Origin of the sequence: Allobosea sp. BE125, from assembly GCF_031456075.1 — a bacterium.
Lineage (GTDB): Bacteria > Pseudomonadota > Alphaproteobacteria > Rhizobiales > Beijerinckiaceae > Allobosea.
On the sequence record NZ_JAVDTY010000002.1, the window covers coordinates 332,528 to 358,770 of the forward strand.

General features: G+C 66.4%; 21 protein-coding genes. 19 read left to right on the plus strand and 2 right to left on the minus strand.

All coding sequences use genetic code 11. From position 1 onward, the window contains the following. Positions 1-346: 346 nt before the first annotated feature. The 6 genes from J2Y55_RS06900 (at position 347) to J2Y55_RS06925 (ending at position 6,304) form a co-directional block, all read left to right on the plus strand. Positions 347-631, plus strand: a complete 285-nt coding sequence (locus tag J2Y55_RS06900) for a hypothetical protein (RefSeq protein ID WP_310149671.1) — start codon at positions 347-349, stop codon at positions 629-631. Positions 632-771: 140 nt separating this feature from the next. Beyond that, complete coding sequence (locus tag J2Y55_RS06905; protein ID WP_310149674.1) at positions 772-984, plus strand: hypothetical protein; 213 nt, start codon at positions 772-774, stop codon at positions 982-984. Between the two features lie 337 nt (positions 985-1,321). Continuing rightward, a complete protein-coding gene (locus J2Y55_RS06910; protein ID WP_310149677.1) occupies positions 1,322-3,451 on the plus strand; it encodes a TonB-dependent siderophore receptor in 2,130 nt (709 codons plus the stop codon). Beyond that, a complete protein-coding gene (locus tag J2Y55_RS06915) occupies positions 3,451-4,527 on the plus strand; it encodes an ABC transporter substrate-binding protein (RefSeq protein ID WP_310149682.1) in 1,077 nt (358 codons plus the stop codon). Before J2Y55_RS06910 ends, J2Y55_RS06915 begins: the two co-directional genes overlap by 1 nt. Beyond that, positions 4,524-5,570 carry a FecCD family ABC transporter permease gene (locus tag J2Y55_RS06920; protein ID WP_310149686.1) on the plus strand — a complete coding sequence of 349 codons (1,047 nt, stop codon included), beginning with the start codon at positions 4,524-4,526 and terminating at the stop codon, positions 5,568-5,570. The genes J2Y55_RS06915 and J2Y55_RS06920 overlap by 4 nt, the downstream gene beginning before the upstream one ends. Continuing rightward, positions 5,567-6,304 (plus strand): ABC transporter ATP-binding protein, encoded by a 738-nt coding sequence (locus tag J2Y55_RS06925; RefSeq protein ID WP_310149689.1) that lies wholly within the window; start codon positions 5,567-5,569, stop codon positions 6,302-6,304. The genes J2Y55_RS06920 and J2Y55_RS06925 overlap by 4 nt, the downstream gene beginning before the upstream one ends. Before the next feature lie 21 nt (positions 6,305-6,325). On the opposite strand, the gene J2Y55_RS06930 is transcribed toward J2Y55_RS06925, so the two are convergent. After that, positions 6,326-7,252 carry a LysR substrate-binding domain-containing protein gene (locus tag J2Y55_RS06930; RefSeq protein WP_310149692.1) on the minus strand — a complete coding sequence of 309 codons (927 nt, stop codon included), beginning with the start codon at positions 7,250-7,252 and terminating at the stop codon, positions 6,326-6,328. Positions 7,253-7,431: 179 nt separating this feature from the next. On the opposite strand from J2Y55_RS06930, the gene J2Y55_RS06935 reads away from it, so the two are divergent. From J2Y55_RS06935 to J2Y55_RS06955, 5 genes are all read left to right on the plus strand, one after another. After that, positions 7,432-9,465, plus strand: a complete 2,034-nt coding sequence (locus J2Y55_RS06935) for a hydantoinase/oxoprolinase family protein (RefSeq protein WP_310149696.1) — start codon at positions 7,432-7,434, stop codon at positions 9,463-9,465. A gap of 2 nt (positions 9,466-9,467) precedes the next feature. Further along, complete coding sequence (locus J2Y55_RS06940) at positions 9,468-11,222, plus strand: hydantoinase B/oxoprolinase family protein (RefSeq protein WP_310149699.1); 1,755 nt, start codon at positions 9,468-9,470, stop codon at positions 11,220-11,222. 74 nt (positions 11,223-11,296) lie between these two features. After that, complete coding sequence (locus J2Y55_RS06945) at positions 11,297-12,838, plus strand: ABC transporter substrate-binding protein (protein WP_310149703.1); 1,542 nt, start codon at positions 11,297-11,299, stop codon at positions 12,836-12,838. Between the two features lie 266 nt (positions 12,839-13,104). Continuing rightward, positions 13,105-13,812 carry a DUF1345 domain-containing protein gene (locus tag J2Y55_RS06950; protein WP_310149710.1) on the plus strand — a complete coding sequence of 236 codons (708 nt, stop codon included), beginning with the start codon at positions 13,105-13,107 and terminating at the stop codon, positions 13,810-13,812. A 120-nt stretch (positions 13,813-13,932) separates the two neighbouring features. Beyond that, a complete protein-coding gene (locus J2Y55_RS06955; RefSeq protein WP_310149713.1) occupies positions 13,933-15,492 on the plus strand; it encodes a GMC family oxidoreductase in 1,560 nt (519 codons plus the stop codon). Positions 15,493-15,501: 9 nt separating this feature from the next. Here J2Y55_RS06955 and J2Y55_RS06960 read toward each other — a convergent pair whose 3' ends face one another. After that, positions 15,502-16,878, minus strand: coding sequence for a M20/M25/M40 family metallo-hydrolase (locus J2Y55_RS06960; protein WP_310149715.1), 1,377 nt, complete (start codon positions 16,876-16,878; stop codon positions 15,502-15,504). A gap of 364 nt (positions 16,879-17,242) precedes the next feature. Between J2Y55_RS06960 and J2Y55_RS06965 the strand changes: the two genes are divergently transcribed. From J2Y55_RS06965 to J2Y55_RS07000, 8 genes are all read left to right on the plus strand, one after another. Next, positions 17,243-18,037, plus strand: a complete 795-nt coding sequence (locus J2Y55_RS06965; RefSeq protein WP_310149718.1) for an IclR family transcriptional regulator — start codon at positions 17,243-17,245, stop codon at positions 18,035-18,037. Positions 18,038-18,041: 4 nt separating this feature from the next. Further along, entirely contained in the window at positions 18,042-20,105 is a 2,064-nt protein-coding gene (locus J2Y55_RS06970; protein WP_310149721.1) for a hydantoinase/oxoprolinase family protein, read from the plus strand. Between the two features lie 5 nt (positions 20,106-20,110). After that, complete coding sequence (locus J2Y55_RS06975) at positions 20,111-21,661, plus strand: hydantoinase B/oxoprolinase family protein (RefSeq protein ID WP_310149725.1); 1,551 nt, start codon at positions 20,111-20,113, stop codon at positions 21,659-21,661. 90 nt (positions 21,662-21,751) lie between these two features. Next, positions 21,752-22,891, plus strand: coding sequence for an ABC transporter substrate-binding protein (locus J2Y55_RS06980; RefSeq protein WP_310149728.1), 1,140 nt, complete (start codon positions 21,752-21,754; stop codon positions 22,889-22,891). Next, positions 22,888-23,628 (plus strand): ABC transporter ATP-binding protein, encoded by a 741-nt coding sequence (locus tag J2Y55_RS06985; protein ID WP_310149731.1) that lies wholly within the window; start codon positions 22,888-22,890, stop codon positions 23,626-23,628. The genes J2Y55_RS06980 and J2Y55_RS06985 overlap by 4 nt, the downstream gene beginning before the upstream one ends. Next, positions 23,597-24,562, plus strand: coding sequence for a branched-chain amino acid ABC transporter permease (locus J2Y55_RS06990; protein WP_310149734.1), 966 nt, complete (start codon positions 23,597-23,599; stop codon positions 24,560-24,562). Before J2Y55_RS06985 ends, J2Y55_RS06990 begins: the two co-directional genes overlap by 32 nt. Beyond that, entirely contained in the window at positions 24,559-25,344 is a 786-nt protein-coding gene (locus J2Y55_RS06995) for an ABC transporter ATP-binding protein (protein WP_310149737.1), read from the plus strand. The genes J2Y55_RS06990 and J2Y55_RS06995 overlap by 4 nt, the downstream gene beginning before the upstream one ends. Further along, a complete protein-coding gene (locus J2Y55_RS07000; protein WP_310149740.1) occupies positions 25,337-26,215 on the plus strand; it encodes a branched-chain amino acid ABC transporter permease in 879 nt (292 codons plus the stop codon). Before J2Y55_RS06995 ends, J2Y55_RS07000 begins: the two co-directional genes overlap by 8 nt. Positions 26,216-26,243 lie beyond the last annotated feature (28 nt).

A 26,243-nucleotide genomic window follows, 5' to 3' on the forward strand; every position in this document is an offset into this window, starting at 1 on the left:
CAACAATGATTTAGATAGATTCTAGAGAAGGCAGGTTCGTGCGGCGGATTTTGGGTATCTCAGCCTCCGCTTGCCCCGTTTCTTCACCAACGGGCCAAGACCGCCCTCTCCTACCGGCCGGAATCAGTCACAACCGAAACTTGGGCTGCTGCCTGTAAGCTGACCTTCATATCCTGGCGCTCGCCGCCCGGTTTCGCCCCTCAACAGACAGTCGCAGACATAGTGGAATGCCGCCGCTTGTTAGAGCTCGCGAGACTGCCTGGCTCGCGCTAGACCGCCACCGATGCCTTCGAACGGCTGTATGGGATGTCAGCCGACGAGGCGTTGAGGTTAGGATGATGGTGTAATGGCATACACTGACGAACTCGAGCCGCTCCTGGCCCTGGAGCAGGAACTGCGGCGAAAGATCGCTCTGCGGATCGCCGAGGAAGCCGGCGAACAGACTGGCGGCGATCCGTCCGAGAATCAGATCACAATTGCCGATGAGGCGATCGCGAACTGGACCGAGGCGGGGGAGGAAGATCAGGACATGCGCGCCTTCCGGCCGATAGGCCCCCTCCAGCAGCTGCTCGCCGATCACTTGCTAATCTGTGAGCGCATCCTCGATATTCGCGATCGGCGGCTGTCATGACGGGCAACGCGGCCGTCGGTCCCTGCCTGGCTGACTGGCGCTTTTCAGATCCACCTGTCGCCGGCGAGCTCCGGACGTTTTCATAGCAAGGACTGCCTGTCGTATAGCTCGCTCCACCGAATCGCGCCGGGAAGAAGCCCATGCCAAAGCTCTGCAAGTTCACCTCGCCCACCGACGGAAAGCCCGTCTACGTCAATCCCGCGCAAGTCAGCGTCGTCTACACCTTCAAGGGCCAACCGCCTGACACGATCATCGGGTTCCGCAAGGACTTCATGCTGGGCGTGAAGGAAAGCCTGGAGGAAACCGTCAGCATTCTCGACAAGGCGATGGCTGAGGAGCCGGCTGGCGATTAGAGCGTTTTCGAGCGAAGTGGACACCGGTTCGCGTGAAGAAAACGCGTTAAAATAAAGATCTAGAGCTATTGGACGATCCTATTGGATCGGAAATTGCTCTAGAGCAGCAGCGACCCCGGCTCGGCCGCGCATATGACGAGGCACACATCGATCATTGTCTCGCCTTGATTCCGAGAAAGACACTGAGCTCTTTGAGTATAGTTCCATTCGTATCTCGCAGACACTTCAAATTAGTATAATTATAATCTACCGACTCAATATTGCGCTGCACATCCACTGCGACTAACACGCGGCCTGAACTGGCGCCCGCGCCGGGAATCCTGCTGCGAGTGTTACGATGACCAGCCTGCGTCGCCCCCTCCTTGCGATGACCTCGCTCGCCTGCGCCTGGCCCCTGGCGGCAGGCGCGCAGACGCAGGCCGCGGCCGATACCGTCGTGCTCGACGAGATCAGGGTTCAGGGCGAGACCGCAGCGCGCGGCTACCAACCCTTACGTTCCTCGGTCGCGGGTGGCGCAGAGAAGCCGCTCGTCGACATCCCGCAATCCGTGACGGTGGTGTCGCCGCAGGTGCTGCGCGATCAGGCGGCGCGCAGCCTCGACGACGCGCTCGCCAATGTCGCGGGCGTCGTCCAGGCCAATACACTTGGCGGCACGCAGGACGCCTTCGCCAGGCGCGGCTTCGGCGATAATCGCGACGGCTCGATCATGCGCGACGGTCTGCGTGTCGCCTCCCCGCGCGCCTTCGACGCCACGGCCGAGCGCGTCGAGGTGCTGAAAGGCCCCGCGACGCTGCTCTTCGGCATCGTCGACCCCGGCGGCATCGTCAACATCATCACCAAGAAACCGGAACTGACCGCGCGCAACACCATCGAGACGCGGATGAGCAGCTTCGGCGGCGGCAAGAATGGCGGCGGCACGACCGTCGACATGACCGGGCCCATCGGCCAGAGCGGCTTCGCCTATCGCCTGATCGGCGATGTGCAGACCAGCGACTATTGGCGCGAATACGGCATGAACCGCACCCGTATGCTGGCGCCCTCGCTGACCTATTTCGGGCCCGACACGACGATCCGCGTCTATGCGCAATATTCGCAGTACAAGGTGCCGTTCGACCGCGGCACGATCTTCGATCCCGCTACGGGGCGGCCGGTACGCGTTTCGTCGCGGCACCGCTTCGATGAGCGCTATAACGTCACCGCGGGCGAGAATCAGCTCGCCGGAATCGAGATCGACCACCGCTTCAACACGAACTGGTCCCTGAAGGCGCATTACGCCTACAGCCACAACTGGTACAACGACAATCAGGCGCGCGTGATCGCCTATAATTCCGCGACGGGGGCTGTGACCCGCCGCGCCGACGCGACCCAGGATTCCAATTTCGACGTCCACGCCCTGCGCGTCGATCTGACCGGGCGCGAGAAGCTGTTCGGCTTCACCAATGAATTCCTGATCGGCGCCTCCTACGACTACAGCAAGGTCATTCGCACCGACCTGATCCGCAGCGCCAACGCGACCGGCTTCAACATCTACCGGCCCGTACACGGGCTGCTGCCGTCCAGCCGGAGCGTCGCCGCCTCGGACAGCGACCAGACCGAGCGACTGGAGACGGCCTCGGCCTATATCCAGGACACGCTCTGGCTGACCGATCAGCTCAGCCTCGTCGGTGGCGCGCGCATCCAGGCCTTCGACCAATATGCCGGGCGCGGCCGGCCGTTCCTAGTCAATACCGACATCAGCGGCAACAAGGTGATCCCGCGCGCCGGCATCCTCTACAAGCTCACCCCGGCAGTCTCGGTCTATGCGAGCTACACCGAATCCTTCAAGCCGAACTCCTCGATCTCGCAGGCGATCGGCGCATTGCCGCCCGAGGAGGGCAAGTCCTACGAAGTCGGCGCCAAGGCGGAGCTGCCCTTCGGCCTGACCGCCACCGCCGCAATCTTCGACATCGACAAGCGCAACGTGCTCTACACCGAGACGGTGGGAGGCACGACAATCGCCCGCACTGCCGGGCGGGTGCGCTCGCGCGGCGTCGAGTTCGAACTCGCCGGCAATCTGACCGAGCAGCTCTCGATCGCCGCCAACTACGCCTATACGGATCTCAAGGTCTCGGATGATCCGACGCTGGCGCCGGGCTCCAGCCTGCCGAATGTGGCACGCAACAGCGGCGCCCTGTTCCTGACCTATGATTTCGGCCAGATCGGGCCGGGGCGGCTGCGCGCCGGCGCCGGCGCACGCTATGTCGGCCGTCGCCCGGGCGACGCGGCAAACTCGTTCTACCTGCCGGAATACACGGTCGCCGATATCTTCGTGTCCTATGAGACCAAGCTCAACGGCCACCCGCTCGATCTGCAGCTCAACGTCAAGAACCTGTTCGACAAGGTCTACTACCCCTCTGCGGTCAATAATCTCAACGTCGCGGTCGGCGAACCCTTCCAGGCCGTGTTGACGGCAAGGCTCGGCTTCTGATGCGCAGGCTCGTCCTCGGGGCGCTGCTCGCCGGGTTATGGGCGGGGCTGGCCGAGGCCCAGCCCGTCGCGTTTGATGATCTCGCCGGCCGGCCAGTCTCGCTGAAGGCCCCGGCTTCGCGCATCATCGCCTTGCCGATCCCGGCCGCGCCGACCCTGATGGCGCTGGACCGTTCGCCCGCGCGGCTGCTCGGCATGCATCCGATCGTGCGCTCGATCGCGCGCGAGAGCCTGCTGGCGCGCATCTTCCCCGGTATTGCCCAGGTCGAGACCAACTTCGTCATGCCGGGCGCGACGGCCTTCATGCCGAATGTCGAGGCCATCGCGGCAACCCGGCCGGACCTCGTATTGCAACGAGGCGAGCGCGGCGCCGACATCATCGGCCCCTTGATCAATGCCGGCCTGACCACCGCCTTGGTGATTTATGGCGACGAGGAGATCAGCCGCCGCAACATCGCGATGCTGGGCGCAGCGATCGGCGCCGACGCGCGCGCAGAAGCCATCATCGGCTGGCGCAAGGCGGTGGCAGAGCGGCTCGCGCCCTTGCGGACGCCCGAACTTCGCGCAAAGGCGCCGCGCATCCTCTTTCTCTCCCGCTCGGCCGGGCGCTTCGTCGCCACCGGCGAGGAGAGCATCATGGGATATGCGATCTCGCTCGCGGGCGGGCGCAATGCTGCCGATGGGCTGACAGGCTCCAAGACGGCCTCGGCCGAGCAGATGATGATCTGGGATCCCGACGTCATCCTGCTCAACAGCGCCATCCCTGACCTGACGCCGCAGACCGTCCTCGACGATCCGATCCTGTCGGGCATGCGGGCGGCGAAGGACAAGCGCGTCTACAAGATCCCGACCGGCGCCTATCGCTGGGAGCCCCCGACGCAGGAGAACCCCTTCCTCTGGCTCTGGCTGGCGGCGCTTTTGCACGAGACCGGCCCGGCCATCGATCTGCGTCACGAATTGCGCGAGGGGTTGCGCGATCTCTATGGTTTCGCGGCCTCCGAGAGCGATCTCGACCAGGTCCTGCGGCTCGATGTGAACGGCACATCCCGGGCCTATTCACGCTTCGCACGGCCATGACCATCGCGGCTGGCGGATCGGTGTCGCATGACCGTGGCGCGACCCTCGTCATGCTCGCCCTGGCGGTCGGGCTCGGCCTTGTCATGGTCGCCGCCCTCTGCGCCGGCCGGCTCTCGCTTTCGCCCGGCACCGTGCTCGGCATCGTCCTCTCCCGCATCGTTCCCGTCGACCCAAGCTGGAGCGAATTGCAGGAGCGCATCGTGTTGCTGGTCCGCCTGCCGCGCGTCCTGCTCACCGCCATCTGCGGCGCCGCGCTTGCAGCCGCCGGAGCGGCAATGCAAGGCGTGCTGCGCAACCCGCTGGTCTCGCCGCATATCCTCGGCGTCTCCTCCGGCGCCTCCTTCGGCGGCGCGGTCGCGATCCTGCTCGGCCTGTCCGGCTGGTTCCTGATCGGCTCGGCTTTTCTCGCCGGGTCCGCCGCCTTGCTGCTGGTCGGCGCCATCGCCCGCGTCGATGGTCGCTCGGGCACGGTCACTGTCGTGCTGACCGGCGTCATCGTCGCGGCGCTGTTCAGCGCGCTGGTCAGCCTGACGCAATTCGTCGCCGAGCCCGACAGTTCATTGCCGGCGATCGTGTTCTGGCTGATGGGCAGCTTCGCCACGGCGAGCTGGCGCCAACTCGCAGCCGCCGCTCCCGTGCTCGCGCTCGCCCTCATGCTCGTGCTCGGCCTGCGCTTCCGCATCAATGTGCTCTCGCTCGGCGAGGACGATGCACGCGCGCTCGGCCTGCCGGTCGAGCGCGACCGTTGGCTCGTCTTCCTGGCTGTTGCGCTGATGGAGGCCACCGTCGTCGCCTTCGCCGGCGTCATCGGCTGGGTCGGCCTCGTCGTGCCGCATGCCGCGCGTATGGTCGCCGGCGAGGATCATCGCCTGCTGATCCCGGCATCGGCCCTGCTCGGCGCATCCTATCTGGTACTGGTCGACACCCTCGCCCGCACGGCGGTGGCCGCCGAGATCCCGCTCGGCGTTCTGACCGCGATCGTCGGCGCTCCGGTTTTTGCACTGCTGCTGCGCCAGCGTCAGCGCCGGGAGCTGGCGGCATGATCGCGTTGAAAGGCGCGGGCATCCGCCGCGGCGAGCGCTGGATCTTCCGCGGGCTCGATCTATCGCTGGCGCCGGGGCGTTGCGTTGCCGTGCTCGGCCCAAACGGGCGCGGCAAGACCACGCTGATCAAGGCTGTCACCGGGCTCGACAAGCTCGATGAGGGCACGCGCGAGGCCCCGCCGCTCGTCGCCTATGTGCCGCAGGTGATCGCGCCCCTGCCCTATCGCGCGCTCGATGTCGTGGTGATGGCGCGCGCCAGGTCGCTCGGGCTGTTCGGAACGCCGCGCCGCGCCGACTACGACATCGCCCGCGCAGCGCTGGTGCGCATCGGCGCTGAGGCTTTCGCCGAGCAGCGGCTCGACCGGCTCTCGGGCGGCGAACGCCAGCTCGTGCTGCTGGCACGCGCCTTGGCGACGCAATCGCCCGTCCTGGTGCTCGATGAGCCGGCCTCCGCGCTCGATCTCGCCAATCAGAGCCGGCTCGTCGCCGTGCTGCGCGACCTGCGCACCGCCGGCGAGCACGCGATCCTGTTCAGCACGCATCTGCCGACCCATGCGCTTGAGGTCGCCGATGAGGCGCTGCTGCTGATGGGGCCTGAGGATCAGCGCCAGGGGCCCGTCGACACCGTGATGAGCGAGAGCAACCTGAGCGCCCTCTACGGCACGCCGCTGCGCCGCCGCCAGGTCGCGATCGAAGGCCATGGCCTGGTCGAAACCATCATCCCGCTGCATTGACGGGGCAGTCCGGCCTCGACGTTACGCGGTCTGCACGTCGATCTCCTGATCGACATAGCGCGACATCTGTCCATCGCAGATCTCCATGAACAGTGCCTCGGCGCTCGTCACGGGAGCATCGAGCCGGCGCACCATGCCGAGTTCGAGCCTGACCAGCGGCTCGAAGCGGCGGGAGATGCCGCCAAGCCGTTCATGATGCGCGGCCGTGATCGCATCGACGATCGCGACGCCGGCGCCTTCGAGCACGAGCAGCGAGGCCAGCGGCAGCAGCGGCGTCTCAACCGGCATCGCAGGCGAGACGCCGTGGCGGTCGAGCAGCGCCTGGACCTGTGTGTCCATCAGCGTGCGCCGCGAGGCGCTGACCAGGCTTTCCCCCTCCAGGTCACCGGGGCCGAGAACCTCCTTCCCCGCCAATCGATGGCCAGGCGGCAGGATGCAGCGGCAGGGCAGCGAATAGCGCCGCATCGTGTGCAGATTGGCAAGCGGCACCGAGATGCTGATGAAGCCGATATCGTATTGGCCGGTCATGACCTGCTGGGTCACGGTCTGCGATCCCGCCGAGTCGAGCCGCACCGCGACACCCGGCGCCCGTCGCAGGAATTCCCCGACCATCTTCGGCAAAAGCGAACTGGCCAGTATGGGCAGCGAGGAAATCGACAGCGTTCCGCGCCGCCCTTTGCGGATTTCGCCCACCGCAGAGGAGATCCGGTCGAGCCCGACGAAGGAGCGCTGGACCTCGTCGAGCAGCAGCCCGGCCTCGGCGGTGGGCACCAGCCTGCCCTTGGTTCGGTCGAACAGGCGCAGGCTTGTATCGAGCTCGAGCTCCTTGAGGAGGCGGCTGACGGCGGGCTGGGACAGGTTCATCGTCGCCGCCGCAGCGGAAACGCTGCCGGTCAACATCATCAGGCGGAAGGCCTGCAGGCCGCGATGGCTCAACTGGCGAGGCATGGCAAAGCTATCAGCTTTTCGCATACGAGGTGACGGTAATTCTATTTGAGCGCATGCCGTGGGAGATGCAACCGTCGCATCCGCCCGCAAACAGCCCCTTGAATGCTCCAGGACCCATCGACGGAGCCATAAGGAAAGAGAATGCGGTAGCCGTTCACCAGCAAGGAACCGACGATCTCATGTACAGGGTTGGTTTTGACGTTGGCGGCACCTTCACCGATTTCACCATTCACGACGGAGCCAGCGGCGCGATACGCCACTTCAAGGTCGCCTCGACTCCGTCCGATCCGTCCGAGGCGATCGCGACCGGGCTCTCGGCGCTGATCGCCGAACTCGGCATCGCCGCCTGCGACATCGGCTTCGTCGGCCATGGCACCACGGTCGCGACCAATATGGTGATCGAGCGGCGCGGCGTGCGCACCGGGCTGATCACCACCAAGGGCTTCCGCGACGTGCTCGAGATCGGCCGCCAGGTCAGGCCGCATCTGTTCGACTACTCCGTCGGTAAGCCCGAGCCGCTGGTGCCGCGCCAGCGCCGCATCGAGGTCGCCGGCCGGATCGATGTCGAAGGCAAGACGCTGACGGAGCTCGACGAGGCCGCGATCCGCCGCGCCGCCGAGGCGCTGCTCGCCGCGCGTGTCGAGGCGATCGCGATCTGCTTCCTGCACAGCTATCTCAGCGGCGAGCATGAGCGGCGCGCGGCCGAGATCGTGCGTCAGGTCGCGCCCGGGCTCTATGTCTCGACCTCTTCGGAAGTATTGCCCGAATTCCGCGAATATGAGCGCTTCTCGACGACGGCGATCAACAGCTATGTCGGCCCGAAGATGGACCGCTATCTCAACCGGTTCCTCGGCCGGCTGACGAATCTCGGCGTGGTGGCACAGCCCTATACGATCCATTCCAATGGCGGGCTGATGTCGGTCGAGACGGTTCGCGCCTATCCGGTGCGCACCTGCCTGTCGGGACCAGCCGCAGGTGTCGTCGGCGCAGCCGAGGTCGGCAAGGAAGCAGGCTTTCCCGATCTCATCACCTTCGATGTCGGCGGTACCTCGACCGACGTTTCCCTTGTCGAGGCGGGCGCCCCGGCCTTCGCCGCGAGCCGCATGGTCGCCGACCATCCGGTGCGCACCCCGATGGTCGATATCCACGTCATCGGCGCGGGCGGCGGCTCGATCGCCTGGATCGATGATGCCGGCGCGCTCAAGGTCGGCCCCCACAGCGCCGGCGCCGATCCCGGACCAGTCGCCTATGGCCGCGGCGGCACCGAGCCGACCCTGACCGACGCCAACATCATCCTGCACCGGCTCAACCCGGTGACGCTGCTCGGCGGCCGGATGCAGGTCGATGAAGAAGCGTCGCGCCGGGCCGTCGAGGAGCGCATCGCCAAACCGCTGGGCCTCACGGTCGAGGAGGCCGCGCTCGGCATCATCCGTATCGCGGTTGCCAATATGAGCCGGGCGATCCGGGCCGTCTCGACCGAGAAGGGCCATGACCTCGCGAATTTCGCGCTCTTTCCCTATGGCGGAGCCGGGCCGCTCCATGCGGTCGCGGTGGCCGAGGAATGCGACATCAAGCGCGTTCTGGTGCCGCAGGAGCCGGGCACGATGTGCGCGCGCGGCATCCTGATGTCCGATCTCAGCCTCGATTTCGTGAAGAGCGAGATCATCATCGCGAATGACGCGAGCTGGCCGCGCATCGCCGCGCAGTTCGACGGCATGCAGGAGCGCGGTCTCGCCTGGCTCGACCAGGAGGCCGTAGAGCCCAGGCGTCGCAGCTTTCTGCGCGTAATCGAGGCTCGCTACAAAGGCCAGAACCATGAGGTCCAGGTCCGCCTCGACAAGAAGGCGTCCAGGGTCGCCTTCGCCGAATTCGTTGCCGGCTTCCGCGAGGCGCATCGCCGCGAATATGGCTACGATGTCGAGGGTCTTGCGATCGAGGTGGTGAATTGCCGTCTCAAGGTCGTCGGCGCGATCGACCGTCCCAAGACGAAACCACCCGGCGCACAGGCTGCATCCCCGCTCGCGCGCGAACATCGCCTCGTCCACTTCTCCGATGGCTGGCTCGATACGCCGGTCCATGACCGCGCCGGCCTGGGCGCGGGCGCACGGCTCGAAGGGCCGGCCGTGATCGAGGAGATGAGCTCCACCACCGTCGTCGGGCCGGGCCAGCATGTTCACATCGACGCCATCGGCAACCTGATCGTGGAGCTGTGACCATGACCGCCTCCCTCCAGACCAGCCTCGCCGCGCTACGCAAGGATGACGAAGCCCGCCTCGCCGACCCGATCGCGATGGAGGTCTTCTCCAACCGGCTGCTCTCGATCACCGAGGACATGGGCAACACGCTCGTCCGCTCCTCCTTCTCGACCAACATCAAGGAGCGCAAGGACTGCTCGGTTGCACTCTTCGACGGCGTCGGCCGGCTCGTCTGCCAGGCCTCGCATGTGCCGCTGCATCTGGGCTCGCTGATGGGCAGCGTCACCGCGGTGCTGAAGGCCTGCCCAGTCGCGCGCATGCGCGATGGCGACGCCTTCATCTGCAATGATCCCTACCTCGCCGGCGGCACCCATATGCCGGACATCTCGATCGTCACGCCGGTCTTCATCGACGGGGCGTTACGCTTCTTCGCGGCGAATATCGGCCACCACTCCGATGTCGGTGGCTCGGTTCCAGGCTCGATCTCGGGCACGGCGCGCTCGATCTTCGAGGAGGGCCTGCGCATCCCGGTGATCCGGATCGTGCGCGCCGGCGAGCTCGACGAGGACCTGCTCAATCTCGTCTCGCAGAATTCGCGCGAGGCCGAGGAGCGCTCGCTCGATCTCAAGGTCCAGATCGCGACGAACGAACGCGGCAAGCGCCTGTTGCTGGCTCTCTCGCTTCAGATGGGGTTGGCCGCGATGACGGGCGCGATCGACGACCTGCTCGCCTATACGGCGCGACGCCTGCGCAACCGCATCCGCGACATGCAGGACGGCCAGGCGAGCTGCATCGCCTGGCTCGACGATGACGGGCTCGGCGGCGATCCCGTGCCGATCCAGGCCAATGTCACCGTGCAAGGCGAAAGACTGATCCTCGATTTCAGCGGCAGCGCTCCCCAGGCGCGCGGCGCGATGAACGTTGCCGAAAGCGCGCTGCTGGCAACCTGCTACTACGCGGTCAAGACGCTGCTCGACCCCGAGCTTCTGCCCAATAGCGGCATGTTCGCCTGTGTCGAGGTTTCCACGCCGCCCGGCAGTATCGTCAACCCCGCCTACCCCGCTCCGGTCGGGGCGCGCTCGATCACCTGCAACAAGGTGGCGCGCGCCTTGTTCGGCGCCTTCGCCCAATTGCTCCCGCCGGAACGGGCGATGGCCTCCTCGCAGGACGTCGTTCCGGTCATCATCTTTTCCGGCCAGCGCCGGCGCGACGACGGCACCTTCGTCTATCTGGAATCGATGGGCGGTGGTGTCGGCGCGCGCCATGATGGCGACGGCATGGACGGCGTCCATGTCCATATCACCAACACCTCGAACCTGCCGGCCGAGGCGCTGGAGAACGAATACGCGTTGCTGGTCGATGAATACGCCCTGGTCGAGGATTCCGGCGGTGCCGGGCGCCATCGCGGCGGGCTCGGTATCGCTCGCCAGATCTCGGCGACGCGCGACGGCATCGTCTTCTCCGCCCGCTCGGACGGTCACCGCGCCGGCGCTCCGGGTTTGTTCGGCGGGCTCGACGGCCGCACCGCCCGGCTGCTGCGCAATCCGGATACGGCGCATGAGGACGAGCTCTCCTCGAAGATATCCAATCTCGTGCTCAAGGCGGGCGATTCCGTGCGATTGGAGACGCCGGGCGGCGGTGGCTTCGGCTCGCCGGCCGAGCGCGAGCTCAAGGCCCTGGCCCAGGACATCCGTTCCGGCAAATGCTCGCGGAGCGCAGCCGAGCGCGACTATGGTACTGAGCGCGTGATGCAGGCGCTCGCCCTGACGGACTGATCGTCAAGAAACACGGTGCGTGTGGCTGGGTCTTGCGCCCTTCCCGCCTCCGAACACAATAAGGGAGCGGGATGATGAGCGAGATGACGATGCGGCCGAACCGCCGGGCTTTCCTGGCGGGCGCAGCGGCCTTCGCCGGCAACCTCGCCGGGCCGGGCGCTATCAGTGCGGCGCGCGCGCAGGGCAAGGACATGCTGCGCTTTGCCCTGTCGAGCTATCCGTCGAGCTTGCGTCCGTTCCAGCACGCCGGCACCAGCGCCGGCGCCGTCAAGCTGATGATCCATCGCGGGCTCGTCGGCTACGACGCCACCGGCAAGCTGCGCGGCGAGATCGCCGAAAGCTTCCGCGCCGATGGTGAGCGCGCCTATGTCTTCGAATTGCGCGAGAACGCCAAATTTCACAATGGCGATTCCGTTACCGGCGAGGATGTGAAATTCACGCTCGAGCAGATCGCCGGCGCGAAATCGACCGCCTATCTCAAGGCCGCCTATGAGATCGTCGAGCAGGTCGAGGTCAAGGGACGCAGCGTCCGCATCCTGCTGAAGGCCCCCTCCGCCACATTCCCCTTCCACCTCGCCAGCTTCAATGCACCGATCATCTCGGCGAAATCGAGCGATGCGGAGGCGATCGGCTGCGGCCCCTATCGCATCACCGAGATCGAGCGCGGCACCCGGATGGATCTCGCCGCCTTCGACGGCTATTTCCGGCCCGGCTTTCCGAAGACGCCAAAGCTGCGTTGCATCGCCTATGCCGATGAGAACCTGCGCGTCGCGGCGCTCCAGGCCGGCGATGTCGACCTGATCGAATATGTGCCCTGGCAGAGCATGGAAGCGATCGGCGCCAATCCGGCTCTGAAGCTCGATGCGACGGACGGCCCCTTCATGGGCCTCGTCTTCAACACCAGGCAGGGCCCTTTCACCAATCCCAAATTGCGCCAGGCCGTGGCCTATGCGGTCAACCGCGCCGATGTGGTCAGGGCCGCCTTCTTCGGCCATGGCACCCCGATGGAAGGGCTGCCGATCGTCCCGAATTCGCCCTTCTACGATGCAGCGCGCGAGGCACATTGGAAACAGGACAGCGCCAGGGCGAAGCAGCTCCTGGCCGAGGCCGGCATGCCCGACGGCTTCCAGACCACCCTGCTCTCCTCGGCGCAATACGGCATGCACAAGGACACCGCCGAGGTCGTGCAGCAAAGCCTCGCGGCGGTCGGCATCCGCGCTACCCTGCAATTGCCGGACTACTCGACACGCCTCCAGCTCGGCAATCGCGGCCAGTACGAGCTCGCCGTCGTCGGCTACGCACTCGACTATGAGGACCCCGACGCGATGTCGAGCTTTCTCGCCGGCAGCTCCCCCTCCTATCAACGGTCCTTCGGCTTCGAGAACAAGGCCATCACCGATCTGCTCGCCAAAGGCCGCGCCGAGCTCGATCTCGCCGCGCGCAAGGCGACCTATGACGAGATGATCCGGCTTGCGCTCGCCGAGGCGCCCATGGTCGGGCTCGCCTGGCGCTCGCAGGGTTATGCCTTCCGGCGGGAGGTCTCGGGCTTTCGCAGCCTGCCCGGCTCGCTCTCCTTCTATTCACCGGTCACCATCGAGGAGACGAGGCTGGTTTGAGCCATACCGCCATGGCGGCCGATGCCCGCGCTTTCGCTCTATTGGCTGTTTGGATGGAGGGGGCAGCAGATCGTCATTGCGAGGGGCAAAGCCACGAAGCAATCTAGATCACCGCGCTCGCAATGCTGGGGCAAGGTGATTGGAAAACGCGCTAGCGCTGTTTCCGATCCGATTGGATCGTTCAACCGCTCCTGCTCCTTGTTTTAACGCGTTTTCTTCACCCGAACCGGTATCCGCTTCGCGCGAGAACGCTCTAAGGATCGCCCATGGATAACTCAGCGCTCGACCGGCATCGCCAACGCTGGTTGCCGATCCGCTATGTGCGGGCGAGACCGCGCCTGTTTCTCTGCACGGTCCTGGGCGTTCTGGTCAGTCTGGTCCTGCCCGACATCTGGCGGCCGACAACGCGCGCGCTGGTGGCCTGGAATGCGGCAACGATCGCGTTCCTCGTCAGTATCATCGTGATGATGCTGCGCGCGACGCATCACACGATACGCCGCAAAGCCGCCCTTCAGGACGAAGGTCAATTGCTGATCCTGTCGCTGGTGATCCTGGCCGCGGTTGCGAGCATTGGCGCGATCGTGGCCGAACTGGGTTCGGTCAAGGACGTCACGGGGATCGCGAAAGGGCTTCACCTCGGCCTGGCCCTTCTGACGATCGTCTCGGCCTGGGGCTTTGTCCATGTGATGTTTGCGCTGCACTACGCGCATGAATATTACGACGAATGGCGGTCCCATCCCGCAGCAGTGCCGAAATCGCGTGGTGGCCTCGACATTCCCGGGAATGAAGATTGCCCCGACTATTTGGACTTTCTCTATTTTTCTTTCGTGATCGGCGTCGCCTCGGCAACGGCCGACGTCAATATCACCTCCCGTTCGATCCGCCGGGTGGCGCTGGTCCACTGCGTCCTGGCCTTCTTCTTCAATCTGGCCATCCTCGGCCTGACCATCAACATTGCCGCCGGCCTGATCTGACATCGGCCCGGCAGGCTGCCGAAGCCCGCCGAGGTCGTGCAGCCCAGCTCTGCACCGATTGTATGGTGCGTGGTCTCCGGCCATGCCAGAAGGCGGTGTAGACAGGGAGAATCTGAGCGCATGTACGACGTGATCGTGGTGGGCGCCGGCTCGGCCGGGGCGCCGCTGGCCGCCCGGCTTTCGGAGGATCCGAACCGCCGGGTGCTGCTGCTGGAGGCCGGGCGCGACTGGCGCGCCTCCGAGGCGCCGCACGCGCTGCGCAGCGCCAACATCATCCCGTTCATGCACGATCCGGCGCACCAGGCGCAGTGGCAGTGGCCGGAGCTGATGACCCGCCGGACCGCGGTGCAGGAGCCGCGTTTCTACTGGCGCGGCCGAGCGCTCGGCGGCTCCTCCACGGTGAACGCGCAGATCGCCATTCGCGGCGTCGCGGAGGCCTTCGACAGCTGGGCCGAGTATGGCTGCGAAGGCTGGTCTTCGGAGGACGTCCTGCCGGTCTTCGACGCCATAGAAGGCGATCCGCAGGCCGGCACCGCCGGGCCCTTGCCGGTGTATCGCGCGCCGGAAAACAGCTGGGGCCATGTCGACCTCGCCTTCCGCGATGCGGCGCTGGCTGCCGGCTACCCCTGGCTCGGCAACCTCAACGCGCTGCAGGGCGAAGGGATTGCGACCAACCCGATCAACTCCCGCGACGGCGCGCGCATCTCCACCAACGACGCCTATCTGGAACCCGTGCGGGGACGCGCAAATCTGGAGATCCGTGGCGGCGCCATGGTCGACAAGATCCTGTTCGACGGCCACCGCGCCCGTGCGGTACGGGTGCGCTTCACTGGCACGGAGTGGACGGAGATCGAGGGCCGCGAGATCGTGCTGTGCGCCGGCGCGATCCACAGCCCCACCATCCTGATGCGCTCGGGGCTGGGCCCGGCCGCGCAACTGGCGGCGCTGGGAATTCCCGTGCTGCGCGACCAGCCTTTTGTGGGGCGCAACCTGATGGACCATCCGGTGCTGCGCCTCAGCCTGGCCCTCAAGCCCGGCTTCGTCGCGCATGACCCCGATGCCCGCCACACCAATTGCTGCCTGACCTATAGCAGCGGCCTTGGCGGCGGCGGCCGGCGCGACATGATCATGGTCTCTTACAACCATCGCGGCTTCGTGGGCGCCACGCCCGGTCCGGGCGGAGCGGTGGGCGTGTCGCTTTACGATGCGTTCTCGCGCGGCGAGTTGCGCCTGAGCTCGGCCGACCCGGACGCCAATCCCGTCGTGGACGAGAACATGCTGGCCGACCCGCGCGACCGGCTGCGCATGCGCGACGCCGTGCGGCGGCTGGCCGCTCTCGCCGAACAGCCGGCCCTGCGCGCGGTTTGCGACGATATCCGCTTCTGCGAAACCCCGCTCAGCCCAGCTGAGGCCGCAGCCTTGCCGGAGGCTGAGCTTGATGCGCTGATGCTGCAGGAGGCCAGCGACATCCAGCACGCCGCCGGCACCTGCCACATGACCGCCTATCACGACCCGCGCGGCGTGGTGGACCCGGATCTGCGGGTGCGCGGCGTCGAGGGGCTAAGGGTCGCCGACGCCTCGATCATGCCGACGGATTGCCGGGCGAACCTGCACTTCACCTGCGTGATGATCGGCGAGGCCCTGGCGCGGCGGATGCGCCTAGAACAAGGCCTTACGTAGCTGGTCCGCTCAAGGTGCTCGTAACTCGCCAAGCTCGTGCAGCAGCGCGGCCCCGGTGCGAAGCCCGCTATAGAAGCAGTCGAGCGTCAGGTTCTCGTTGGGCGCGTGGTTCGCCTCGTCGGGATTCGCATAGGGCGTCACGAAGGCGGGAATGCCGAGGATCTTGGTGAAGACATAGCCCGGCAGGCTGCCGAAGCCGGCCGGGATCAGCAGCGGCTCCACCCCTTGGGCTGCGACGAAAGCCCGGCGCAGCATCGGGGTGAAGGGCGAGGCGATCGGCGTCTTCGAGGGCTGCATGCCCTTCTCGGCCGCGATGAACTCGACCTCCGGCGCATGCCTGGCGACATGAGCCGCTATCTTGCGCAGGACGTCTTCCGGATCTTGCGCGCCCACCAGCCTGACGTCGCATTTCACGAAGGCCTCATTGGGCAGCACCGTCTTGGAGCCGGGCCCGCCATAGCCGCCGTGGAAGCCGTTGATGGTCAGGGTCGGGCGGAAGCAGAGGCGATCGTAGAAGGGCCGCTCCGCCGGCGCGTCGAGCCGTGCGAGCCCGAGGCTGTGCTTGAACGCCTCAATGTCGAGCGGCAGGCGCTCGACCGCGGCGAGTTCCTCCGGTGAAGGGGGCTCGACGCCGTCATGGAAGCCTTCGATCGTGATCTCGCCAGCCTCGTTCTTCATGGTGCCGAGCAGATGCACCAGCGTCCAGATCGGGTTGGGCACGACGCCGCCGAAATTGCCGGAATGCACGTCGCGGCTGGCATGGCGGCAGCGCAGCTCGAAGGACGCCACGCCGCGCGAGCCGAACTTGATCGCGGCCGCCCCGCTGGCATGGCGCGGGCCGTCGGCGGTCACCGCGAGATCGGCCTTCAGCACCTCCTTATTGGCCCGCACGAAGCCGGCGATGTTCGGGCTGCCGATCTCCTCCTCGCCTTCCAGCATCAGGATGACGTTGCAAGGCAGAGTTCCATGCACCTTGAGATGGGATTCGATCGCCAGGATCTGCGCGAAATGCTGGCCCTTATTGTCGCCGACGCCGCGCGCATAGAGACGTCCGTCGCGGATGGTGGGCTCGAAGGGCGGCGAGAGCCATTTCTCGAGCGGGTCCGGCGGCTGCACGTCGTAATGGCCGTAGAGCAGCACGGTCGGCTTGCCCGGCGCCTTCTCCCAGCGCGCGACGACCATGGGATGCCCCGCGGTCGGCATCAGGCTGGTCTCGAGCCCGATCTCGCTCAGCATCTCCACCAACAGAGCCCCGACTTCGGCGATGCCGATATTTTCGGCGCTGATGCTGGCATGGCGGAGATAAGCGATGAGGCGATCGAGGAAACTCGCTCGGTTCGTTTCGATATGCTCGAAAACCGCAGCCAGCGCATCGGAGGAAGGCATGACTTTGTCCCTGACAGAGGAAGGCTAGGCTTGAAGGCGTAGAACGCCGCATGACCTGTTTCTAGATAGTTGAGCCCGATGCTTGATGAAATGGTTTATCGGGATGCCGGCATCTTCGCACGGCGTCCTTCGGCGTTCAGAAAGCCTCCCGGGCCTCATCGGAGAGGCCTGAGCCGTAACCAATTCACCGGCCCTTTCTGACAGCGACAGATGATTTGGGGCTGCGCACGCCCTGATCCAGCCATCCGATAAAAACTGATCAACACCGCGAACGGAGGCATTGACCTCCTCGCAGCTTTCATCATAGCGTATCAAATAACAAAATGATGTTTCATTATATGAAATGAAACACAGAGGAACGCCCTTGCCGACGAAACCCGATCCAGATGCGGCCAAAGCCGCACCGGCCGGCACCAGCACACTCGATCTCGCCTTGCGGGCAGTCGAGTATCTGGTGCAGCAGAGCCGTCCGGCTGCGCTGGCGCAGATCGCCGGCGCGCTGGGAGCGTCGAAAGCCACGATCTACCGGCATCTGGTGACGCTGCAGCGCCACGGCTTCGTCCGGCAGGATGCCGAGACCGGTCGTTACGAAGCCGGCATCAAGCTGATGGTGCTGGGCGAGTCGCTGCGGCAGCGCTTCGACATCGTCAGCGCCGCCCGCGAGGAGCTGATGACGCTGCGCGATCGCACCGGCCAGGCCGTCACGGTCTGCGCCGCGATCGACGCCGAGCTGATCGTCCTCGAATTGATCCAGGGCCGCACCCTCATCGAATTCGCCACGCGCCCCGGCACGCGGCTCGCCTTCCATGCCAGCGCGCATGGCAAGATCTGGCTCGCCTTCGGCTCGCAGAAGCGCACGGCCGCCATTGCCAATGGCGAGCTCGAGGCCTGGACGCCAGCGACGATCGTCACGCGGGATGCCCTGCTCGCCGATCTCGACGCCGTCCGCGAACGCGGCTGGGCCACAGCCCCCGACGAGGTCATCACCGGCGTCAACACGCTCGCCGCCCCCGTCTTCGACCATCGCCAGATCCTCGTCGGCTCGATCGCCATCGTCGGCGCGACACAGTTCATCCCTCCCGTCCCCGATCCCGAACAGATCCGCGAAGTCGTCGGCAGCGCCGCACGCATATCGCGGGGATTGACCTGGAAAGACTGAAGCCATGAGTTATTCGCTGGCCGTCGATATCGGCGGCACCTTCACCGATATCGTCCTGCGCGACTCCAAGGGCGGTCTCAGCGTCGACAAGACGCTGACCACGCATCACGACCTGCTCGAAGGCTTCTTCCGGGGCGTCGATTCCGTACTTGGCAAGGCCGGTGTCGCAGCCGGCGCGGTCGATGGCCTGGTGGTCCACGCCACCACCGTCGTCACCAACGCGCTGATCGAGCGGAAGGGCCTGCCGACGGCGCTTGTCGTGACCGAGGGCTTCCGCGACGTGCTCTCGATCCGTAACGAGCACCGCTACGACATGTACGATCCTCAGATCGAGTTCCCCGAGCCGCTGGTGACGCGTGAGCTGACCTTTGGCCTGAAGGAACGTGTCCTGGCCGACGGCACGATAGCGATCGCGCCCGATCCGCAGGACATCGCGCAATTGGTGCGCGATATCCGCGCCAGCGGCGCGCGGGCGCTGGCGATCTGCTTCCTCAACAGCTTCGCGAACCCCGCCAACGAAGCCGTAGTCGCCGCAGCGCTGGCCCGCGAATTGAACGACGTCTTCATCTGCACCTCCTCTGAGGTCGCCCCGCAGATCCGCGAATATCAGCGCGCCTCCACGGCGACGGTGAACGCCTATGCGATGCCGATCTCGCAGCCCTATCTCAAGCGCTTGAGCGACAGGCTGCGCGTCGAGGGCTTCGCCAACACGCCCTTGATCATGCTGTCGTCGGGCGGCGTCGTCGGCGCGGAAACGGCTGGGAAGAACCCGGTGCGCATGATCGAGAGCGGCCCCGCCGCCGGCGCGCTGGCGGCCTGCCACTACGCCGAACTGCTCGGCATCGACCGTTTGATGTCCTTCGACATGGGCGGCACCACCGCCAAGGCCTGCCTGATCGAGAACCGCACCCCGCTGGTCACCGGGCTGTTCGAAGTCGACCGGCGTTATCGCTTCAAGGAGGGCAGCGGCCTGCCCGTCACCGTACCCTCGATCGACCTGATCGAGATCGGCGCCGGCGGCGGCAGCATCGCCCATGTCGACGATCTCGGCCTGCTCAAGGTCGGCCCGGAAAGCGCCGGCTCCAATCCCGGCCCCGCCTGCTACGGCCGCGGCGGCCAGAGCGCGACCGTGACCGATGCTGACCTCGTGCTCGGCCTGATCGATGCGGAAAACTTCCTCGGCGGCGACATGTCGTTGGACAAGCTGGCGTGCGAGGCCGCGATGGCGCGGCTCGGCCAGGCGCTCGCTGTCTCCCCCGTCCAGGCGGCGCGCGGCATCTACCGGATCGTGACCGAGGCGATGGCCTCGGCCGCGCGCACCCATGCCACCGATCGCGGCGTCGACTATCGCGGCCTGCCGCTGTTTGCCTTTGGCGGCGCGGGGCCCTTGCATGCCTGCGGCGTCGCCGACCTGCTGCAGAGCACCTGCGTGATCGTGCCGCCGCAATCGAGTGTGCTGTCGGCCTTCGGCACGCTGGTGACGCCGGTCCGGCTCGATCTGGTGCGCAGCGACCTGACCTTGGTCGCCCATCTCGACTGGACCCGTGTCGACCGCGTGCTCGGCGACCTCGAAAGCGAGGGCATGGCTGCGCTCGGCCAATCCGGCTGCGCGCCCAAGGACGTCACGATCCTGGTCGGCGCCGATATGCGCTATGTCGGCCAGCAGCACGAGGTCACCGTCATCTTCGAGACCGACCCGCGCCAAAGCCGCGATGCGGGCGCCCTCGCCCAGCAGTTCGAGGCGGCCTATCGCACGCTCTACGGCGTCAACCCCTCGCATGTCCCCATCGAGATCGTCACCTGGCGCGTCGTGGCGCGCGGCCCCTCGCCGCATTTCGACGGCCAGGCCCGCCCGCAGATCGCGCAGGGGCAGGCCAAGCGCCATCGCCCGGTCCATGCCTGGCAGGATGACCAGTCGGTCCCGGTCTATGAGCGCGCCGCGCTCGCTGAGGGCCAGACCATCGCAGGCCCCGCCATCATCGAGGAGCGCGAGACCACGACCGCGCTTCCCCCCGGCTGGAACGCCACGATCGACAGCCTCGGCTGCATCATCGCCAGGAAAGGCTGAACCCAATGGATGGCGTCGAACTCGAAATCCTCTGGTCGAACCTGATCGGCATCGTCAACGAGCGGGCCAAGGCGCTGCAGCGCATCGCCTTCAGCCCGATCGTGCGCGAGGCCGGCGACCTCGCCTGCGCGCTGTTCGACCAGCGCGGGCGCATGGTGGCGCAGGCCAATACCGGCACGCCCGGCCACATCAACTCGCTCGCCTTTGCAGGCGCGCATCTCGTGCGCATCTTCGAGGGGCGCTGCGAGCCCGGCGACGTGCTGATCACCAATGATCCCTGGCTCTCGGCCGGGCATTTCTTCGACATCACGGTGCTGACGCCGATCTTCGACGGGCAAAATCTCATCGCCTATATCGGCTCGACCATCCACCACACCGATATCGGCGGTTACGGCATCGGCGCCGGCGCGCGCGACGTGCATGAGGAGGGGCTGTGGATTCCTCCGCTCAAGCTCTATGAGCGCGGCAAGCCCAACGAGGTTCTCCACGACATCATCCGGCGCAATGTGCGCACGCCGGACGCCGTCTTCGGCGATCTCTCCGCCCAGGTCTCCAGCGGCGAGGCGGCGGCCGAATACCTGATCATGCTGTGCCGTCGCTATGGCGTCGCCGATATCGAAGCCCTGTCGGACGAGATCATCAACCGCTCGGAAGAGGCGACGCGCAACGCCATCCGCAAATTGAAGCCCGGCACCTATCACGGAGAAACCAGCTTCGACGTGCCCGGCGGCGAGATCATCACGCTCAAGACCGCCGTGACGGTCGATGTCGAGGCCGGCGCGATCATCGTCGACTTCGCCGGCTCCTCGCCCCAGACCGCGACCGGCATCAATGTCGTGCTGAACTACACCCACGCCTATTCGACCTTCGCCATCCGCTCCTGCCTCAACCCCGACCTGCCCAACAACACCGGCTCGCTCGCGCCCATCGAAGTGCGCGCGCCGGAGGGCTCGATCATCAACTGTGCCTATCCCGCACCGGTGAACGCCCGCCATGTGGTGGGCATGTATGTACCGATGCCGATCCTGAAGGCGCTGCATCAGGTCATGCCCGAGCGCGTGCTGGCCGAAGGCTCGGGCGCGGTCTGGACCATGCAGATCCAGGGCAAGCGGCAGGATGGCCAGGCCTTCACCTCCTCCATGTTCAACTATTCCGGCGGCATGGGCGCCCGCGCCAACAAGCCAGGCCCCAGCGCGACCTGCTATCCGACCGGCGTCGCGGCGGTGCCTATCGAGATCCTGGAGGCGACGATGCCGATCGTGTTCGACCGCAAGGAGTTGCGGCGCGGCTCGGGCGGCAAGGGGCGGATGCAGGGTGGCGACGGCCAGAGCATCCAGTTCCATATGCGCACCGACGCGCCCTGGCTGCTGAACGCGGTGCCGAGCCGGTTGAACCGCGGCCCCGACGGCATCGATGGCGGACTGCCCGGCGCATCCGGCCACTTTCTCGTCAACGGCAAGCCGGTCAGCGAAGCCAAGAAGCTGACGATGCAGCCCGGCGACGTCGTGCTCCTCGAAACGCCAGGCGGCGGCGGCTACGGGAAACCAGCAGCCTGAGTGAGGCGTGAAGCCCCACCATCAAGACCATAAAGGGCGCGCCGCAGCTTGCGGCGAACGACCCGAAAGCAAGGGAAACGGGAGGAACCCATGAAGACATCCACTGCCGTGGCGGCCGCGCTCGCCGCCTGTCTCGCATCGGCTTTGCCGCAAATGGCGGGCGCCCAGGACTACAAGATCGGCGTCTCAGCCGGGCTCACCGGCTATGCCGCTACCGTTGATCGCGCCTGGCGCGACGGTGTCGAGCTCGCGGCAGCAGCCGTCAACGCCAAGGGCGGCGTGATGGGCCGCAAGATCCAGGTGATCGTCGAGGACAACCGCTCCGAGCCGCAGGAATCCGTGACGGTCTACCGAAAGATGCTGAGCTCCGACAAGGTCGACGTCTTCGTCAGCGGCTGCGTCTCGGCCGGCAATTTCGCCGCCGCCGGCTTGCTGCTGCGCGCCAAGGTGCCGATGATGCTGTGCTCGATCCTGCCGCAATTGGCCGAGCATCTGCCCTGGGCCTTCACCACGCTGCCGCCGGCCGGTTTCGAGGTCGACAAGCGCCTCGAATTCCTCAAGGAGAAGACGCAGATCCGCAAGATCGCGGTGCTGCATGACCCAACGCCCTACGCCAATCTCCAGAAGACCGTAGCCGAGCGCAATGCCGCGAAATACGGGCTCGAAATCGTCTCGATCGAGCAATACAAGCAGGACGATGCCGATCTCAGCGTCCAGATCAGCAAGGCACGCTCGGCCGGAGCCGGTGCCATCCTGAAGATCGGGCTCGGCGGCACCACGCTGACCGCCGCCAAGAACATCAAGCAGCTCGGCGCCGACATGCTGCTCCTGACGAGCCTCGAGGACCTCGCCGTGTTCGGCCCCGTCGCCGAGGTATTGGGCGACAAGTTCTTCTTCGTCGCCTCACCCTCGCAGGTCTATGAAGCGCTGCCGGACGGTCCGCTCAAGACCGGCATCAAGGCGTTCCTCGATCCCTGGCGCGAGAAGTACAAGGATCGCGACCCGAACTGGGCCTCGCGTGGCTGGGATGGCGTCATGCTCACCGTCGCCGCGATCGAACAGGCCAAGTCCTTCGAGGGCGAGAAGCTCCGCGCGGCCTATGAGGAGCTCAAGGGCTTCCAGGGCACGACCGGCATCTACAATTTCAGGCGCGACCTGCATCAGGGCATCACCGACAACCCCTTCGTGCTGGCGACGATCCAGAACGGCGCGGTCAAGGTGGTGCAATGAACCTGGCCACGGCGCCGGGCGTCGCGGCTCCCGCGCCCATTTTGGCGGCGACAGGGCTCTCGGCGCGCTATGGCCATATCCAGGCGCTGCATCCGCTCGATATCCGGATCGGCGAAGGCGAGCTCGTCGCCGTGCTCGGTCCCAACGGCGCCGGCAAATCGACCTTGCTGCGGGCGCTGATGGGGCTGGTCTCGAATGCGGGCGAAGTCCGCTTCCGGGACGCGCCGCTTCCGCGCCAGGATGTCGTCGCCGTCGCCTCGCGCGGCATCGTCCTGGTGCCGGAAGGGCGCGGCATCTTCGGGCCGATGAGCGTGGCCGATAATCTCGAGCTTGGCGCCTATCGCTTGCGCGACAAGCCCGAATTCGCCCGCCGGCGCGAGCGCGTGCTGACGCTGTTTCCGCGCCTGAAGGAGCGGCTGGGGCAGATGGCGGGCTCGATGTCGGGCGGCGAGCAGCAGATGCTCGCCATCGGCCGGGCGCTGATGGCCGGCCCCAAGGTCCTGCTCCTGGACGAGCCATCGCTTGGTCTGGCGCCCCGCGTCACCGACGAGATCCTGGCGACGCTCGGCCTCCTGAATCGCGAGGGCCTCGCGATCGTGCTGGTCGAGCAGAAGGCGCCGCTGGCGCTGAAGCTCGCAGCCCGCGTCTACCTGCTTTCCCTGGGGCGCATCGTCGCCGAACTCGATCCGCGTGACATCACATCCCATGACGATCTCGCCCAGCATTACCTCTCCTGAACGGCGCCGCCTGCGGCTCGTCGGCCTGCTGCCCTGGCTCTTCGCCGGCGCGGTCGTCGGCTATGCCATCCTGGTCGGCGGCTATGCGGCCACCGTCGTCTCCTTCGCGCTGATCTATGCCGTCTTCGTCACCGGCCTGAACCTGTTCATGGGCTTCGCCGCCCAGGTCTCCTTCGGCCAGAACGCCTTCGCCGCGATCGGCGGCTATGTCTCCGCCGTGCTCACCGCAAGCCATGGCTGGAGCCCCCTGCCCGCCATGGCGCTGGGCATGACTGCCGCCGTGCTGGCCGCCGCCATCATCGGCTTTCCGACCTTGCGGCTGAAGGGCCATTACCTCGCCATGGGCACGCTCGCCATCGGCCTGATTGCCTATGAGATCACGGTCGAATGGCAGTCAGTGACGCAAGGCTATATGGGCATTTCCGGCATCCCGCCCCTGAGCCTGGCAGGCTACGAAGTCTCCTCGGATCGCGGCCAGCTCGTCATGCTGGCGCTCGTCGTCGCAGGCGGTGCTTTCGCGGCAGCGCGCATCCGCCGCTCGCGCTTCGGCCGCGCTTTGTCGGCCGTGGCCGGCAGCGAGGAAGCCGCCCAGGCGCTGGGCATCGACGTCGCGCGCTACAAGCTGATGGCCTTCCTGCTCTCGGCGGGCTTTGCCGCGCTGGCGGGCTCGCTCTTCGTCCATGTCGTCGGCTTCGTCAGCCCCGAGGTGTTCGGGCTGCACATGGTCATCGTCACCTTCACCATGCTCTATGTCGGCGGCATCGGCACCGTCGCGGGGCCGTTGATCGGCGCGCTCATCGTCAGCCTGCTGCCCGAGACCTTCCGCGCCTTCAAGGACTATCAGGACCTCGCCTATGGCGCGGCGCTGATCCTGCTCCTGATCTATGCGCCGCGCGGTCTCGCCAGCCTGTTCTCGACGCGAGGCCGCTCATGACCCGCCGCCTGCGACTCGAGGGTGTGACGCGTCGCTTCGGCGGCCTCATCGCCGTCGACGATGTCAGCTTTTCCGTGCCGGCCCAGGGCGTCACGGCCGTGATCGGCCCCAATGGCGCCGGCAAGACCACATTGTTCAACCTGATCTCTGGCTTCCTGCCGCCGAGTTCGGGACAGATCATCTTCGAGGAGCAGGACATCACCGGCCTGCCGCCGGTCAGGATCGCGGCGCGCGGGCTGGTGCGCACCTTCCAGCTCGTCAGGCTGTTCGAGGATCTGAGCGTGCTCGACAACGTCAAGGTCGGCTGCCATCTGCATGGCAAGGCCGGCCTGTTTTCGGCCCTGCTGCGCCCGGCCTCGGCCCGGCGCGAGGAAGCCGAGGTCGAAGACCGCGCCCGCGAGCTCCTGGCTTTCACCGGCCTTGCCGCATTGGCCGAGGAACCCGCCTCCAGCCTGCCCTATGGCCGGCAGCGCCTGCTCGAACTGGCTCGCGCCATGGCGGCGGGTCCGCGCCTGATCCTGCTCGACGAGCCGGCGGCGGGATTGAACGCCGAGGAATCGGCGGCCCTGTCGCGGATCATCAGGCGCATCGCCGAGACCGGCACGACGGTGCTGCTGGTCGAACACGACATGACTTTGGTGATGAACACGGCCGACCGGATCGTCGCGGTCGATTTCGGCCGCAAGATCGCCGAGGGCACGCCGGCGCAGATCCGCTCCGACCCGGCCGTGATCGCAGCCTATCTCGGCGCCCCCGCCAGCAAGGAAGCGGCCCATGGCTGACTGGTCCTATATCCCCCAGGTCCTTGTCAGCGCGCTCGGCATCGGCTGCGTCTATGGGCTGATCGGCATCGGTTTCTGCGTGATCTACAATGCCAGCGGCATCGTGAACTTCGCCCAAGGCGCCTTCGTGATGCTCGGCGGCATGATCACCCAGACGCTGTTCAGCCGCCACGGCCTGCCCTTGCCGGTGGCGGCGCTGGTCGCGGTCGCAGCCGTCGCTGCGCTCGGCGTCGTGATCGAGCGGATCGTCGTCAGGCCGCTCTGGAACCGCAAGGCGACGATGTTCGTGATGATCCTGGCGACGCTCGCAGCGCAGATCGTCATCGAGCGCTTGACGCTGATCGCGGTCGGCGACCAGCCCAAGACGCTGCCGGTCTTCACCGATCTGCCGCCCCTGATGATCGGCAGCGTCGCGATCGGCACGCAGTTCCTCTGGATCGTCGGTGGCTCGCTCGCGATCGTTGCGCTGCTTGCCGCCTTCTTCGCCCTGACCCGGACCGGCAAGGCGATGCGGGCCTGTTCGATCAACCGCGAGGCGGCGGCGCTGCAAGGCATCCCGGTCTCGCGCATGCTGGCGCTGGCCTTCGCGCTCAGCGCCGCGCTCGGCGCCATCGCCGGCATATTGATCACGCCGACGCAGTACACCGCCTTCAATGTCGGCGTGCCCTTCGCCATCAGCGGCTTCATCGCCGCGATCGTCGGCGGCTTCGGGCGTCCCTTCGGAGCCTTTCTCGGCGGGCTGCTGCTCGGCCTGATGCAGGCGCTCGCCATCGTCGTCTTCGGCGCCGGCCTCAAGACCGTCGCGGCCTTGTCGGTATTGCTGCTGTTCCTCTTCATCCGCCCATCGGGAATTCTCGGCGCGGCCAAGTGAGCCCGCCTGTCACGACAGGAGACAAGCC